Origin of the sequence: Paenibacillus sp. FA6 (assembly GCF_051550225.1) — a bacterium.
Classification (GTDB): Bacteria; Bacillota; Bacilli; order Paenibacillales; family Paenibacillaceae; genus Paenibacillus_AQ.
Map to the genome: position 1 here is coordinate 638,760 of NZ_CP188820.1, position 17,222 is coordinate 655,981.

The 17,222-nt window shown below is 40.3% G+C and carries 12 protein-coding genes and 1 riboswitch; of the genes, 11 read left to right on the plus strand and 1 reads right to left on the minus strand.

Annotated elements, in window-relative coordinates; all coding sequences use genetic code 11:
* The first annotated feature begins 96 nt into the window (after positions 1–96).
* The 8 genes from ACP8HI_RS02915 to ACP8HI_RS02950 all read left to right on the plus strand — a co-directional run bounded on the left by ACP8HI_RS02915 (position 97) and on the right by ACP8HI_RS02950 (position 7,374).
* Positions 97–891, plus strand: a complete 795-nt coding sequence (locus ACP8HI_RS02915) for an ABC transporter ATP-binding protein (RefSeq protein WP_438349643.1) — start codon at positions 97–99, stop codon at positions 889–891.
* Positions 892–908: 17 nt separating this feature from the next.
* Positions 909–1,940 (plus strand): ABC transporter substrate-binding protein, encoded by a 1,032-nt coding sequence (locus ACP8HI_RS02920; protein WP_438349644.1) that lies wholly within the window; start codon positions 909–911, stop codon positions 1,938–1,940.
* Between the two features lie 28 nt (positions 1,941–1,968).
* On the plus strand, positions 1,969–2,715 hold the full coding sequence (locus tag ACP8HI_RS02925; protein ID WP_438349645.1) for an ABC transporter permease: 747 nt from the start codon (positions 1,969–1,971) through the stop codon (positions 2,713–2,715).
* Between the two features lie 26 nt (positions 2,716–2,741).
* Positions 2,742–3,194, plus strand: a complete 453-nt coding sequence (locus ACP8HI_RS02930) for an OsmC family protein (RefSeq protein WP_438349646.1) — start codon at positions 2,742–2,744, stop codon at positions 3,192–3,194.
* Positions 3,195–3,402: 208 nt separating this feature from the next.
* Positions 3,403–3,786: a BlaI/MecI/CopY family transcriptional regulator gene (locus tag ACP8HI_RS02935; RefSeq protein WP_438349647.1), complete on the plus strand. Its 384-nt coding sequence runs from the start codon at positions 3,403–3,405 to the stop codon at positions 3,784–3,786.
* Positions 3,779–5,293 (plus strand): M56 family metallopeptidase, encoded by a 1,515-nt coding sequence (locus ACP8HI_RS02940; protein ID WP_438349648.1) that lies wholly within the window; start codon positions 3,779–3,781, stop codon positions 5,291–5,293. The genes ACP8HI_RS02935 and ACP8HI_RS02940 overlap by 8 nt, the downstream gene beginning before the upstream one ends.
* Positions 5,294–5,708: 415 nt before the next feature.
* On the plus strand, positions 5,709–6,746 hold the full coding sequence (locus tag ACP8HI_RS02945) for an NADH:flavin oxidoreductase/NADH oxidase (RefSeq protein WP_438349649.1): 1,038 nt from the start codon (positions 5,709–5,711) through the stop codon (positions 6,744–6,746).
* A gap of 208 nt (positions 6,747–6,954) precedes the next feature.
* Positions 6,955–7,374, plus strand: coding sequence for a MarR family winged helix-turn-helix transcriptional regulator (locus tag ACP8HI_RS02950; protein ID WP_438349650.1), 420 nt, complete (start codon positions 6,955–6,957; stop codon positions 7,372–7,374).
* Between the two features lie 550 nt (positions 7,375–7,924).
* On the opposite strand, the gene ACP8HI_RS02955 is transcribed toward ACP8HI_RS02950, so the two are convergent.
* A complete protein-coding gene (locus ACP8HI_RS02955; protein WP_438349651.1) occupies positions 7,925–8,143 on the minus strand; it encodes a hypothetical protein in 219 nt (72 codons plus the stop codon).
* A gap of 563 nt (positions 8,144–8,706) precedes the next feature.
* Here ACP8HI_RS02955 and ACP8HI_RS02960 point away from each other — a divergent pair.
* From ACP8HI_RS02960 to ACP8HI_RS02970, 3 genes are all read left to right on the plus strand, one after another.
* Complete coding sequence (locus tag ACP8HI_RS02960) at positions 8,707–10,473, plus strand: DUF4127 family protein (RefSeq protein WP_438349652.1); 1,767 nt, start codon at positions 8,707–8,709, stop codon at positions 10,471–10,473.
* Positions 10,474–10,825: 352 nt separating this feature from the next.
* Positions 10,826–12,124: a uracil/xanthine transporter gene (locus tag ACP8HI_RS02965; RefSeq protein ID WP_438349653.1), complete on the plus strand. Its 1,299-nt coding sequence runs from the start codon at positions 10,826–10,828 to the stop codon at positions 12,122–12,124.
* Between the two features lie 37 nt (positions 12,125–12,161).
* Positions 12,162–12,361: riboswitch (cobalamin riboswitch) on the plus strand.
* Between the two features lie 156 nt (positions 12,362–12,517).
* Positions 12,518–17,161, plus strand: a complete 4,644-nt coding sequence (locus tag ACP8HI_RS02970; RefSeq protein ID WP_438349654.1) for an S-layer homology domain-containing protein — start codon at positions 12,518–12,520, stop codon at positions 17,159–17,161.
* The last annotated feature ends 61 nt before the right edge of the window (positions 17,162–17,222 follow it).

Sequence of the window (17,222 nt, forward strand, 5' to 3'; positions counted from 1 at the left end):
ATCAGCAGAGATAAATCTTGACGAAACAACCATTTAGTGATAATTTGTATAATAATTCATATCGGCATACTTGTAATTGAAATAGGGGTGATCAGCATGTCTCACACAGCTAATTCCATGTTAGAAATTAACCATATCACGGTATCTTATAAGGATAATAAAAGTATCATTAACGATGTTCATTTCACTGTCAATCAAGGTGAATTCGTCAGTATTATCGGCAAGAGCGGTTGCGGCAAAAGTTCGTTGCTCAATGTGATCGCTGGGTACATACAACCGAAGCAGGGAAGTATTGCTATTCATGGTCAAGAGGTAAGCAAGCCTGGACCGGATCGTGGGTTTGTATTTCAGGATTTGGCCTTATTTCCTTGGCTTAATGTACTGGACAATGTTGCTTTCGGCCTGCGTATGGCTGGGATTAGTAAGAAGGAGAGAGTCGAGCGTAGCAAGGAAGCCATTCAGATGGTTGGACTTTCTGGTTCTGAGGATAAGAGCATCTCAGACCTTTCAGGCGGGATGAAGCAGCGGGTAGCCATAGCCCGAACATTGGTGACGAAACCAAGCATTCTTCTGATGGATGAGCCGTTCAGTGCTTTGGATGAACAGACGAGGGAATCGTTGCAAGAGGAACTGATCCGTATCCAGAAGGAGACGGGAATGACGATTATTTTGGTTACCCACAGTATTGATGAAGCGATCTATTTATCGGATCGGGTCGTGGTGTTTGATGATCGCGGACAAATACATAACATTTTGAATATAGGCTTAGGAAGACCAAGAATTCCGGAAATTCGGGTGTCATCGTATTTTAATGAATATAAAAAGCAGTTGATGAAGGATTTAAGATATGATTTTCAAATTTACTACGAGTCCGATGGCTCTGGGATATAAAAAAGGGGAATATACAGATGAAAAAGAGATCAGGAACGACAAAATTATTCAGCTTGGTAGGTAGCCTTGTGCTGGTAGGAGCACTAACGGTTGGATGCGGAAGCAAAGATAGTAACGTACAGAGCAATTCTGCAGCGGGTCAAGGTCAGGGTGCAGCGCAAACACAACAGGAAATCAAGGTCGGATATGTCAATCTGATAGCGGCAGCCCCGGCTATTATTGCTAAGGAGAAGAAACTGCTCGAAAAGCAGGGTTTGAAAGCAGAATTTTACTCTTTTGCGAATGGACCGGATCTGTATAAGGCTCTATCCTCAGGGAAGCTGGATGTGGCGTATGCGGGCATGCCAGCGGCAGTCAACTGGGGCTCACGAGGAGCAGAATTTAAAGTGATTTCTAAAGTGAATGACGGGAAGAATGGGCTGTTCACGAAAGAATCTTCTGGAATCGAGCAAGTAGCTGACCTGAAAGGCAAGAAGATTGGCAACTTGGTCAAAGGTAGCGGTGTAGATTATCTTATCCGTGCTGTGTTACTTCCGGAGGGACAGCTTACGGATGAATCCGTAACATTAGTACAGATGGAGACCGCGAACATGGAGACAGCGATTACGAACGGGACAATCGATGCGGCAGTAGCTGGTGAGCCATTCTTGACGTTTGCGGAACTACGTGGACTTAAGGTTGTAAAGGAACTTCCGGATCCAGCGTTTGTGGTGCTCGGCTCGAACTCATTCTTAAATGATCATCCTGATACTGTGAATAAATTCATTCAAGGACATATCGCCTCGATTGAGGAATTGAAACTTAATGAGGCAGAAGCTGCCGAGGTGTTGGCCAAAGCTTTTAACGTGCCGGAGATTAAAGGGATAGATAAAACGTACACTCCGGTTGAGGTGATGACCCAAGCATTGAAGCGCAACAATTTCGCATATCAATTTACCGATGCTGATCTCAAGTATTACCAAGAGGTGGCGGACAATAGTTTTACACTTAAATCGATTGAGAACCCGCTTGACATAGAAACGATCATGGATACAAGTTGGATCAAATAATTAAGCCTTCAAAGGCAGGGGGAACAGCATGAGAAAATTTCATTTTGGCATACTTGCCATCCCTTTTATCATAATTGTATGGATGCTTGTTGCAAGGCAATATCCTCCTATTATTTTCCCGGGACCATGGGCTACTTGGCTAGAGCTGAAGAAGCAACTCGGTTCCCCGGATTATTACCATCATATCGGGATTAGTCTCTATCGATTATTCGCCGGATTTGCGATAGCGGCCATTTCCGCATTCGTATTGGGACTGTTAGCTGGGATAAGTAACGCATTCAGGCAATTTCTATCTCCGATGGTCATGCTATTTCAAGCAACGCCACCGATGGCATGGGCTCCATTGCTTATTTTGATGCTGGATTTGGGGAATGCACCGATGATTGCTGTTATTGTTATTGCCGCATTTTTTCCTATTCTCGTTAATGTTATTCAAGGGATGGAACGAATCAAAATTTCACATATCCGTGCTGCCCAAACACTCGGCGCCAATCGGGTTCAGTTGGCATGGCATGTGTACTTGCCAGAGGTGATGCCATCGGCATTCACGGGTATAGTCGTTGGCTTCGGAGTCGCGTGGCGATCGCTTGTTGCAGCGGAGATGATTGGTGGAAGCGCAGGGATCGGATGGCTTATCTCGTCTAGCGGGCAAATCGGTAATTCGCCGTTAGTTATGGTTGGAATTATCACTATTGGTATTTTGGCTATGTTTTTCGAATTTGCACTGCTCTATCCGTTGAAGAAGCGGTTTGCTTCTTGGGCGCTTAAGGGCTAATACAATATCAAGGGAGTGAATCCGTTATGAAAATATATTTGCAGCGCGTGAAAAGGTTTTTACAGCTGGCTCACGCACAGAACCGTACGGTAAGCATTGATCAAAGCGTGGAACGCGGAGGCGAGGATTTGGGTTTTCGTCCGACGGAGCTATGGCTCATCGGCCTGTCATCATGTTCGATGATGACGCTACTTCGCTATGCGGAAGAGCAGGCTGTACCGCTCACGTTTGTATCGGTTACTGCGGAAGATAGGATGGACAGTAATGGGGATATTTCCGCTATAGACTTTGGAGTTACTTTTACGGGGGATCTAACAGCTGAGCAGAAAGCAAATCTATTGCAGCATGTGAAAAGCAACTGCAAGGTTCTGCGCACCGTTGGCCCACATATCGCTATCAGTTATATAGAATCTGATCCAACAGATGCTCCGCATGAAGGCAGCAGTTGTACATTAGAAGGTGGAAATTGTTGCACATAATTTATGAATGATTCCGTCATGATGATGCTTGCACAGCGCGGGTTCATGTTTGAGATGGAATTGGAACGTTAGATTGGGAATAGATCGACCTTCTTGAGAATATCAAGAGGGTCTTTTATTATTTTGAAGTATTTATCTAATGTTTGACTTTTGGAGGTTACAACTGTAAACTCTAATTAAGGTTACACCTGTAACCTGTGAGGAGGGAATGATGAAGATACTATCTAAGATAACAGATTCGGAGCTTGAGGTCATACGTGTATTGTGGGAAGCGGGATGTGAATTGCCCATTTCTGATATTAGAAGATCTCTTGAACAATCAAGCGATTGGGACAGTTCCACCATAAAAACCTTACTCCGCAGGCTTTGTGAAAAAGGTGTGGTAGAGGCTAGCAAGAAGGAAGTATTTTACTACAAACCTTTATTTAGTGAAAAGGATTATAACGAGTATACGACTCAAAATTTAATTGATCGATTGTATGCAGGAAGTGCGAAAAGTCTTGTGGCATCACTTCTGGGAGGGAATAAGCTTAATGATGCAGATATTGAAGAGCTACGTTCTTTATTTAAAGTAGGTAATAAAGATGAATGACACATTGAAATTAATTGTGTCTCTTTCATTATCAGGAAGCATTATGGCAGGATTACTATTTCTGATGAAGCCCTTTATGAAGCACAGATTATCAAAGTCGATACAATACTACTTATGGATTATGGTACTCCTAAGACTTGTTATTCCCTTTTCATTGGATGGGAGTATAATGAATTACGTTTTTAGCGGAGATCTATCACCGGCATCTACAATGTCCTCAAATACGGAACATGTTAATACGGTTCTGGATGAAAATAAGTCATTTATAACTACGGATGTAGAGAATAGCGTGGCAACTGGATTATATAATGGGGATACGGATCATGGTACATATTTGGGAGCTCTAATCAATCAATATGTTATTTTTATTTGGATAGCTGGAGTGATTCTTTTCCTAACAGTAAACATAGCAGGATATATCCAGTTTTCACAAAAGCTTAAGAAAACGAGCATACCGGCTTCAGAATGGGAGAACAGATTGCTTACTTCTTTGTTAAATGAACGATATAACGTGAGGCTAGTTCGGAACATATATGCTACATCCCCTATGCTTATTGGACTTCGAAAACCTATCATTGTTATCCCGGATTTTACCTTTAACGAAGATCAGCTTAAGAATATATTGCTTCATGAAATGACACATGTGAAACGGTATGATATTGGTGTTAAATGGTTCACAATGGTAGTTACTTCATTACACTGGTTCAACCCTCTTATGTATTTTCTGAAAAAGGAAATCAATCATGCTGGAGAATTATCTTGTGATGAAGCCGTTATTAGAAATCTAAGTTCCTCAGAAAAGCAGCTATATGGAGAAGTTCTAATATCTGTAGCCTCTGAGAATATACATCCCCGAGGATTATTGCATGCAACATTCACTGAGGAGAAATCGAATCTTAAAGATAGGTTGGTGGCCATCATGAAGTATAATAAAAAGTCGAAAAGGACTGCGATCATTTCAATGGTTCTAATGGCATTGTTCATTGGTAGTGCTGTAGTACTTGGAGCAAGTGGAGGGATAACCAATCTATATAAAGACGGTAACGACATCATAATCCCTACAGAACCTCCGCCTATTACAATAACACATGAGTATGATTCCGATCCTATTGAAAACTATCAAATACTTAAGACGAGCTGGAATGGTTCTAAATATGATAGACCTTCGTTTTACCAAGCCGCTTGGCATAGTGAGCCTACTTTATTAACAGGGCTTCGCCGCTTAAAACCAGGGGAGAAGTTACAGGTCGATTTCGGAATGTATACACCGGAAAAAGTAACAGTACAAATGGCGTATTTAACAGAGAGTTTTAATGAATCATTGCTTCCAAGTATAGATGTTTCTGTAATGAATGTTAATGGTGTATATGAATTTGTGAATCCTCCGGCAGCGGTAAGTGATATTCCCACTTCAGGCCGTGTCTTTAGCATTACAGCTACATGGGGTGACAATAGTTGCGAATATGTATTTGCATCAGACGGCAAGTTTGACTATGTAACTGAGTAGTGAATGTTATACGCGGATACCTTATTTATCAGTTTCATTCTTCGTTAACAAAACAGATCAACCACATTGTCCAGACGTGGTTGATCTGTTTTTCAAAATATAAGAAAGTATAAGTTTCACATGAATCAATTTCATAATCGCCGATGCAGCTAAATCGGGTTGCGTAATTATGAAACTGATTCTTGATACTCTATTCCTTATATTTCCGCTGAAACGGGTGACGTCCTTGAAAAATGACGTCGAGGCCGTTTCTACTTGTTTAATCCGACAATAAACCCATGGAACTTATCGGCTGTTGACAGAAGTATCTATATTAGATATATTACATGTATGAGCATGCATTTAATATGTGATTATAAATATTCGTATATATGAGTAAAATAAACTTAGATATATTATCAAGAGGAGAGAGATTATGAAGGATTTATTTACGCCCTATGAAATGATGGATTTAAAATTGAAAAACCGTGTGGTTATGCCACCGATGTGTCAATATTCTGTCGATAACAAAGACGGAATCGCTACGGATTGGCATTATATGCATTATGTGAGCAGAGCAATCGGTGGAGCCGGGCTAATTATTATAGAAATGACTGATGTTGAACCTGATGGCCGAATTAGCGATTATGATCTCGGAATCTGGTCCGATGAACAGATTCCTGCGTTGGCCAGAATCGTTGAGGCCTGCCATTCTTATGGTGCTAAAGTGGGTATCCAAATTGCCCACGCAGGACGTAAGGCTGAGGATGCTCCGGTTCCTGTAGCCCCATCGGCAGTTCCTTTTAACTCTGAATCTAAAACGCCGAGGGAACTAACGACTGAAGAAGTGAAAGGGATGGTCGAGAAATTCCGACTGGGTGTAAGACGAGCTATCCAAGCGGGATTTGATGTCATTGAGCTTCATGGTGCGCACGGATACCTCATTCATCAGTTTCATTCGCCTCTAACAAACCGCAGAACGGATGAATATGGAGAAGATTTAACCCTATTTGGTAAAGAAGTCATTCATGCGGCAAAAAGTGAAATGCCAACAGGTATGCCTTTAATCATGCGTATTTCCGCTAAGGAATATGTCGAAGGGGGATATGGAATTAACGAGAGTCTGGAGTTCAGTAAGGTATATAAAGAAGCGGGAGCAGATATTTTTCATATTAGCGCAGGTGGTGAAGGAGCTATTGCAGCGGCAGGAATGCCAGGAACGCATGCAGCTTATCAAGTTCCGTTGGCTAGAGAATTTAAGGAGAACCTGAATGTTCCTGTTATTGCGGTTGGAAGATTAGATGAACCAGTGCTTGCCAATGCGGTAATCGGGAATGAAGATGCTGACCTTGTAGCAGTAGGACGGGGAATGCTAAGAAATCCTTACTGGACATTGGAGGCTGCGGTCGCACTTAATAAAGAGACAGACATACCCAAACAGTATGGACCTGGATTTCCTAGAATCAAAGGGTAAAGACAACAACCACCGAAAATGATAAACACTTTTTGGGAGACCGACTTTGTTAGCTAAGTGGGTCTCTTTTTTTCATAAAAGATGTTAGGTATAGTAAAGGCTTGAATACGGAAGTATGCTCGTTAAATGATTATCCTAATGTTATAATATCAGGTGGAAAGATAAATGAATTCATCATTAGCTATACACCCGGGAAAGGAATCGAGAGATGAACAATGACCTTATAACTAACTGGTTGACATTAACGCATATACAAATGAACGTAACCAATGAATTAGAAGCTAATTTGCAAGAGAAACATGACCTGTCATTAAAAGAATTTTATTTGCTGTTATTTTTGTCTGAGGCACCAGATAAGAAGCTGAAATTGCAAAAGTTGGAGTCAATGGTTGGTTTAAGCCAAAGCGCTGTATCCAGACTTGTTAGTCGATTTGAAGCAAAAGGTTGTGGGGCTTTACAAAGACATGCATGCGATAATGATCGCAGAAGTATCTACACCTCACTGACACCAATAGGCCAAGATAAGCTCGATAAATCACAAGTAACTTTTAAAGAAATTTTACTAGCGGCTTTTCCAAAGATAGAAGTAGAACAGTTACTGCAACAAATGCTGAAGTTAAAACAATAATAAATATGTTCTAGCTTACTTAAGTCATAGAAACCTTTTTTAAAAGGGGAAATTAATGATCCATATGTTGTTGTAACGATGATAATATTCGCAATTATGATTAAAACGAAGTAAGAACATCGGTAATTTTTCGTTAATAATCGGAATCATTGTAGGTTGGGGATGGAATTTTGGATCGTTAAATAGTTAGGGAGCTACTCCCTTTGATAGCAGAAGAGCAGTGGCAAACGGCTTCCTACATATTAATTCATATAGGCATACTTGTAATTAGAAAAAGAGGATTACCTTGTCTCACACTGTAAAGTTCTGTGCTTAATACAAAATAATCCGAGCTGGTCCTGTATAGGACCGGCTTTTTTTAAATATAAGAAAGTATATAATTCTGTGGATTAAGGTTGCTATGATATACGAAGAGCACCGTATCGGTGCATAGGGCGCATTTGGACAATTTGTTTGTTTAGAGAAATGGAAGAGTGGAGTCGGATGATGGCGGCAAACTCGTTCAATGACAGCTAGGGAAATGAAGGTACTTCAGCTTAAGAATATAGAGTTAATCCTTACTTTTCTTAATATATTCAAGAAACTCTAAAACGATTTGAGATATGGCATCTTCTTGCGGCATATAGATAAACTTGCTTAGTCGAAGGATGTCCTCTTTAAACAATTCAATGAGTTCCAACATGGACTCATGATCATCTTGTTTCGCCGAATGAAGTAAGTCTAGGAATTCACTGTCTGGGATAATTTCTGTATCATTTTTCGCTTCCATTTATTCACCGCCTGTTGGCTCATTTTTAGTTGACGAGCGACTTCGGATTCTGTCTGATCTTGTATATAGAGTTTATACAGAATGATCTTTCCATATGGAGGTAAAGTGTCTATGAGCTGTTGAACCAATATTTTGTTTTCAGTGGAGGTAGTGAAGTTGGGTGTAGCAGGCTCTATTCCATAGAAAGAACATTCCCGTTTATTAATGACTTTAGCTCGATATTGTAACCTCCATGCAATACGATAAACCTCTGTTTTGTAACGTTCATAAACACTCTGTTGTGTCTCAAATGCCAATTAAATCTCTCCCCTTCTGTGTGGTCTATATCTATAGGGAAACTCCAAGTGCATTTCCACAATCGTAATGAGAACATACGTTCTATACATTGTACCATATTTTAGTGATGATTAGTTGTGAATTTGAATTGAAGAACCAACGGACGCAGGCAACTAAATCTATTAAACGTACAGAAAAGAAAAATAGTGAGTCGATTATTGTAAAAGAATATACTTGTCGGTTGTTTTTTTGAACCGTGAATTACCTATATAAGTGAAGGCACAAACATGAAAGAAAAGAAATGGAATGAACTTATGTGCCTATCACTACTGAATGGGGTTGTTAATATGAAAAAAGTTCTGTATGTACCACTTGATGACCGTCCGGTAAACTTGGATGATGTCATCGTACTGGGGAGATCGGCTGGAATTGAGGTCATTACGCCACGTATTAAGGATATTAAGAACCGTCTAGACTCACAAAAAACAAATTCGGGAACGACGCTCCTAAGCACATCTTCACCCACCTTTGGAACAACGTCGAACATTCGCCAATTCATTCTCAATAACGCATCATCTGTTGACGGGTTCATTATTTCGACGGATATGCTTGCTTATGGTGGACTAATCGGAAGCAGACGTCTTCGTGCAAGCAGCGGAGGGACATATCCGAACTACGATGTTGCTACAACAAATCTGTTAGACGTTATTCGCGAAATCAAGCAATGCTATCCGAGTAAACCTGTCTATGTTCTGGACACCATCATGCGGTTGGCTACGTCAGCATATGTTGAGGGTCAGAATTATGATGCTTATACGGAGTCCCGTAACTTTAACCAACAGCCTCGAAAAAGTTTTTCTGATTTCAATGACATTTTGAACGGCTATAATACAAAAACAGACAACACGACTTTTGAAGATTCGGTCTACTTCAACAAGGAGCAATATTATAATGCACGAAGCCATAAATTTAAATCGAACTATTATATCCTGGATCAACTTGCCCGGTTAGATTATATTGACTTTCTGGCGATTGGTGTTGATGATTCATCTACCCAAGGGGTGCAGGCAAATGAAATTTCCTTTATTGAAGGACGCATCAATGATTGGCTTGGAGGCGGTACTGAAGGGCAGAATCCTGACCGTGCTATTATTCTTCCTGACGCAGACGGATTGGGTCATTCGCTCATGGCTCGCATGGCGAACCAGTTGTATCGCTGCGGAGAAAAACCGCGTTACATGGTACAATACTATGGGCCAAATGGTTCAACGATCATTAACCCATACGAGTATATGACCGTGCATCAAAATATTCAGCATCACATTGAAATAATTGGCGGTGAATTTGTCACAAGTGGTTCGTATGACCTGGAAATTATCGCAATTACGGACGCTAACGAAGTATCCAGTGCGGTGAGTCGTATTCAATCTAATGGTAAGAACCGTATCCCGACCATCGCAATTGATTTTGTGGCCAACGGTGCGGCTAATGGAACGGTAACAGGGGCATTACTCGACAGTCCATTCACAGGAGGTCTTCTTGGATACAGCGCGTGGAATACTGCGGGGAATAAAATCGGGATTGCACTTGGAATGGGACAGGCACGGTACGCATATTTGGTAACGGAAACGCATTCCGCAGCCCTAAAGAAGGCAGTGAATGCGCATGGGTCGCTTTTGTTCAAACGTTTCTTGAAAGACTATTACTATAAAGCTGTGGCCATTGCCGAAATCCGAACCTTTTCGAGAGAACATACGCTGTATACGAATGTTCTTTATCCGGATCAAAATATGGGTCTTTTCAACTCGACGAGTGACTACAACCATATGATTATCCTTCTGAGAGATCGGATGCAGACTTACACAAACACCCTTGCAGGGAAAAGTGCCTTCCGGATCGGCTCTTCGACGAATGCTTGCAATGTACGCCAAATCAGCGGGTCAACGTGGTTATTTTCAGAATATTTTAGCGCATCACTTGCGTATGCAAATCCTGATTATATTTGGGAGCGTGTATTTGAAATTACCTTAAGCCCTAAGGTTACATTGGAATGATAAGGTTGATTTAATATAATACCAAGTCAGAACCAAAGGCTGGAACCACAAAAATGGGTGGTCAGCCTTTGGTTTTTTTGGCAGATTGTATTAAGACCAATTAGATTGTACAGATTTCCATTTTGCAAGTTTAAGAGCATGTGGTTATAATGAAATGTTAAAAGGATTTTGCAGTTACTGATATTATGCACAATACATAGCTTCTAAGTGGTAAGCTTCGATAATACGAGAAAGCATAGACTGCATACCTTGCGAGGGGCGGTCTATTTGTTAAGCTTAGCTGACTTTGTTGTTGTGATATCATCAGATCAACAGAAATAGAGATTTTACTAATATAAAGGATAGGGTGAGTATGAAGGAAATTACTTCTCGAGTAACGATATTTGCATCGATACAATGGGTGTTTTTCATTTTTGCTAACATTGTCGTTGTGCCGATTTCAATCGGTTTAGCTTTTGATTTACCTCCCCATGAGGTGGCTACAATTCTACGAAGTTCGCTAATTGTGACAGGTGTCGCGTGTATTTTGCAGGGCTTAATTGGGCATCGGTTTCCCTTGATGGAAGGTCATTCCGGTGTCATGTGGGCTTTAATTCTTAACTTATGCTTATCTGCTCCTACACTTGGACTTAGTCTGGTCGAAATCGGAGGGGGAATTGCTACAGGAATGCTGCTTGCCGGGGCTCTAATTATGATATTGGCTGCCTGTAATGCGATTCCTTTTATTCGTAAGATATTCGGCCCAATGGTGATGAACGTATTTTTGTTACTGTTAACGTTTCAGCTCGCTTTTATTTTTTTTAAAGGTATGTTGACAGTGAATGAAGATGGGACATTGGATTTGCCGATCACATTGTTTTCATTAGGAATTGCTATCTTTGTAGCTCTCTTAAAAATTAAAGGAAGTAAGAACATAGGAAACTTTTCATTATTAATCGGCATCGTCGTAGGATGGAGCCTTTATGCTATGTTCTTTCCAACTGCAAACTCCCTAAGTGGGAACGAAGTTGGTGTTTTTTCGATATTTCCACTGGGCAGTCCAAATTTACAATTTGGGATTATCACTATTACTTTTTTAGGCTGTTTTATTAATATGAGCAATACGATCGCATCTCTTCAAGCAGCTTCTAAACTATTAAATGAAAAGGCTTCAACGAGTCAATATCGAAACTCCCTTTTCTTAACAGGTGCATATTGTATGGTAGCATCGTTATTCGGGCTTGTGTCTTACGCACCGTTTGCTTCTTCTATCGGATTTTTGGAAAGTACGCAAATCTTTCATCGAAAGCCATTCTTTATTGGAGGAGCACTTATTATCATTCTAGGAATCATTCCGTCCCTTGGGGTAATGCTGGCAACACTCCCGATCTCAGTGGGGAACGCAGTACTATTTATTGCCTATCTTCAGTTGTTGGGAACTTCTTTTAAAAGTTTAAAGGGATACACATTTGATTCGATCACTATTCATAGGGTTGCAGCACCAGTTCTCATAGGGGTAAGTCTGATGTCAATAGATGTTAAGCTATTCGCTAATCTACCTGCTGTTGTACAACCCATAATTAGTAATGGATTCATCATGGGAGTCCTTATTTCTCTGATCATGGAGACTACCATTAAATGGGGAGATATTGACAAGAAAATATTAACATGACAAAAGAAGATATATTAGATATGATGATGACCAAGATAATAAAATAAGAAAAACAGGTGCCGATGTTTTCGTTCGATAGACTGAACGATGAATTGGTTAAAAGGGAAGTGGGTGACAATCCCACGCGGTCCCGCCGCTGTAATAGAGGAGTCCTTGCAAGAAACCACTGGGAAACTGGGAAGGTTGTAGGGATGATGATACTTGAGCCAGAATACCTGCCTGTTTTGATATACCTTAACTCTACGATGGATAGGAAGGTGTTTTTTAGTGCACGCTAATCAGCTGTTTACTCTATTAAACCCCTTAACTATGTCATGTTGAGGGGTTTTTTTATTGTGTTGGTGTCATCACGTTTTTTACTATGAGCAAGAGAATGAGAGGAAGTTTGTACAAATGAGAAATAATAGATTCATAGCTTGGTTACTTGTTGTAAGTGTATTTTTGTCCATGTTTTCAACTAGTTTGACTGTGTCATATGCGGATGTAATAAAATCTGTACCACAAGTACATACGAATATGGAAGAGGAAGATACAGAAAGTCCAATTATTGTAGTAGAAGGACTAGTAAATAATGAGGAAGTAACAGAAAGGGAATTTGGTTTTAAAGTAACGGTCACAGACCATGTATATCATGATATAACGCCAGAGGTTAGGTTAAATGGCGTTGTCATATCAGCCTCAAATGAGGAATACAAAGTTTCTCTAGATGCTGGCGATAATATAGTTATAATAACTGCAATAGACGGAGCAGGAAATAAGGCAGAGGAAACTCTAGTCGTCCATTACAAAGAAGTCTTCAACAAAGTAAGATCCACCGATGTAATAAAGGAACAGTTAGATAAGAATCTTACTTTTCTTGTTCAAACCGTAGATAATCCGACATTTGGAACGATTAGCGGAGAGTGGTCGATTCTATCACTAGCAAGAGCCAATTATCCTGTGCCTAGTAACTATTACGAAACTTACTATAGCAATGTAGTAAATAAAGTAATTGAATTAAGTTCAAATAAAAACAACAATGGTCATCTTGATAAAAATAAAAGTACAGAACATTCAAGAGTAATACTGGGACTCGGTTCCATTGGCAAAGATATAAGTGATGTCGGTGGGTACGATTTAAAGAAATCTCTAGCTGATTTTAATTATCTTCTAAGACAAGGTATTAATGGTCCTATCTTTGCTCTTATCGGACTTGATAGTAAGAACTACGAAGTACCACAAGTGCAAGGCGTGACCGTTCAAACAACGAGAGAAATGCTCATACAATATATTTTGAATGCAGAAATAAAGAAGGGTACTGATGCTGCAGCAGGATGGGCATTAGGCAGTGGGGGCCCAGATCCCGATATAACGGCAATGGCACTACAAGGACTTACGCCATATTATACAACGAACACGGATGTAGGAGCTGCAGTTGATCGGGCAATTACTTGGTTATCACAAGCTCAAAAGGACGATGGTAGTTATGCAAGTACGGGTAATTTTGCGGGCTTGGGTAGTAGCAACACTGAAAGTACTGCACAAGTTGTTGTAGCTTTAACCGGATTGGGTATCGATCCACATACAGATTCAAGATTTATCAAAAATGGAAAGTCAGCTATCGATGCTTTACTTACCTTTGCTTTACCTGAAGGTGGCTTTAAGCATATTGCATCAGGGCAAGTAGATGGAATGGCTACGGATCAAGGTACGTATGCACTTGTTGCTTATGATCGATTTGTAGATGGTAAAAACCGTCTTTATGATATGACTGATGAAGTACCAGAAGTACCAGAAGTACCAGAGTCACCAAAAGAAATAGAAGTAACCTTGCCATCTGGCGATCAACCAGAAGTTGTCATTCCAGAAGATGAGCTAGATTATATCATTCCTATCCATCTAGAGGATAGCAACAAAGAAATCACATTAGAAATCCCAGCTGATAAGAATTCGACGGTTAGTGTTAATTTGCCTGTGAACAGCAGTTTACCTGAATTAAAGGCTACGAAGGGGAATGTATCCTTAGTTATTCCGAAGGGTTCACAAGTGACAAGTGGTGATGCATCTGCACTTGAATTAATGACATCTAAAGATAAAACTGATGCGGCATTAATAAATAAAGTGAACGGGATTGTTCCTGAGGGTGAGAAGCTGGATAACATTATTCAAGCGTTCTCCATGGGCGGCAATACAAGGATAGAGTTTAGCCAATTTATTACGTTAACCTTTGCGGGGATGAGCGGTAAGGAAGCTGCTTATATCCAAGGTGGGTCCATTCATGCGATTCACAAATATGCTGGTGATTCAGAAGGGCTAAATAGTAGCAATAATGAGTACGCCTATGACAGTGGAAATGACTTAATCGTCAAAACAAACCACTTTACTGATTTCATAGCGTATACTTCCAGCGTAATAGAAACGCCTGGCGGTGACGGTGATGGAGGGAATACCGGCGGTGGAACCGTTCCTGTTCCTCAACCCAAACAATATGTGACGCTTTCAGTCGATAAGCTAACCATCAACAAAGATTATGTGGTTACACCTACAAGTGTGGAAATACAATCTGGTGATACAGCATGGACAGTATTAAAAAGAATGCTTGATAGCAGAAGTATCAGCTACGATTATATATGGACTGAAAAATACGGGAGCGTATATGTAGAATCTATAGCTGGTGATGGAGAATTTGACCACGGTAGCGGTAGTGGCTGGATGTATAATGTCAACGGTTGGTACCCCAACTATGGAGCAAGTAAGTATACTCTAAGTGATGGCGATACGCTACAATGGCGTTACACTACTGATCTAGGTGCTGACTTAGGAGAAGACCTGAGTAAGTATGAGAAGACTCCAGATGGTTCTATATCGATGGGTCAAGGAATCGTCATTCATCCGGATGATAAAACACCTGTCATCAATGTTCCAAAGGATATTCAAAAGGATTACACCTTGAATATAGCGAAGGAACTGAAAAACACAATTAATATCACAATTAACATCCCGGATGTTACATCAAAAGTATTCCTTACTCTAAAAGATGTCATAAGCAATATACCCATGATCACAGTTACAAAAGGGGATATTTCACTTGTTATTGAGAAAGGTACCCAATTAAAAAGCGGAAATACAAACATAGAGCTGATTACAACAATGGCTCCGAATGATACTAAAATTCAAGAGTTAATCAAAGACGGTCTAAGCAGCAATGATAAGTTTGTTGAAATTAACCAAGCCTTCATTATGGGTAATACAGCGAGTTCGGTTGTATTTGATAAGCCGCTCACCTTAACCTTTAAGGGTGGAAAAGGGCAGCATCTAGGGTTTATTGAATCCAATAAATTTACACCTATTAAGATTTATGAAACAGAACAAATAGGCTTACAGGAAACAAAAGGAAATGATAAGAAAACCTATGCTTTTGTTAACGGTAACGATTTAATTGTAAAAACAAACCATTTCACTACTTTCGTTTCCTACACTGTAGGTAAAGCTGATGTAACAACCAAAGTTGATTCGGTAAATAATGTTGATTTGAAAAAAATGTATACAGATGCTGATGCCATCTCGTCTTGGGCGTATAAGGCTATTGGTGAAGCTACGAAAAATGGATTTATCCAAGGTAACAATGGTAAATTCAATCCGAAGTCTAACATTACAAGAGCAGAGTTCACCAAAGTGTTGGTTACTGTTCTAGGGCTTAATATTCAAACGGACAAGGTCATTAACTTTAAGGATGTTGCTGCGGATGATTGGTTCTATCCTTATGTTAATGCTGCGTATAAAGCAGGATTCATTACGGGCTTTAATGATGAATTTAGTCCGAACGATACAATAACTCGTGAGCAAATGGCAGCAACGATCATAAGAGCGCTGGGTATTCAACCTACCAAGCTTACTACTGTCATGAAAGATAGCGATAAGGTATCCGCTTGGGCTAGAACAGATGTAGAGACGATTGTCGCGCTTGAATTAATGTTGGGTAGTGATGGTCAATTTAAACCTAAAGATTCAGTCACAAGAGAGATGGCAGCAGTAATCGCTACTCGGGCCTACGATTATAAGAATAGAAATAAAGTAACCGTTGAAAATGACGTGAAAGTTGAAAATGTAAGTAAAGTAGAGAACAAAGAGGTTAAGAAAACGATTCAAGAAACAGCAGTCTTTTTGCAAAAGGCAATTACTGATCCAGTTATAGCTAGTGTTGGCGGTGATTGGACTGTATTCGGGTTAGCACGTTCGGAAGTATACGTTCCAGATGCCTATTATGCTAAATACTATGCCAATGTTGAGAAGATACTGAAAGAGAAGTCAGGGAAACTGCACAGTGTAAAATATACGGAATACGATAGAGTTATTTTGGCATTAACTTCAATGGGCAAAGGAATTGACAATGTAGCGGGATATAACTTACGGGAACCTCTCGCGGATTTTGATACTTTAATCAAACAAGGCATTAATGGACCGATCTTTGCACTTATCGCATTGGATAGTAATCATTATGAAATACCGATCGATAAAGGTGTAAAGACACAGACAACTAGAGAGATGCTGATTGATTTCATTGTGAAAAGAGAGATTAGCGGAGGTGGATGGGCATTAGGGAATAACGCTTCTCAACCAGACCCAGATATTACCGGAATGGCTATTCAAGGTCTTACGCCGTACTATTCAACAAATCCAAATGTGAAAGCTGCCGTGGATCGAGGGGTTGTATGGTTATCCAAAGCTCAGAAAGCGGATGGCGGTTATGCAAGTTGGGAATCCGCTAACTCTGAGAGCGTTGCTCAGGTTATAGTAGCTTTGACTAGCCTTGGCATAGATCCACACAATGACGCTAGATTTATTAAAAATGGAAAGTCACCTATGGATGCCTTACTGAGCTTCGCTGCAGTAGATGGAGGATTCTATCACATTAAGCAAGGTGGGACAGATAATGGTGGTGCAAAACCAGGAGAAGTTGATCTTATGGCTACAGATCAGGCTATGTATGCACTTGTAGCCTACGATCGATTTATAAAAGGACACACACGTCTGTATGACATGACAGATGTTAAATAGCAAATCATTTGGAGAACTAAGCAAGGGTAGATATTGTGCCCTTGCTTAGTTATTTAAGGTG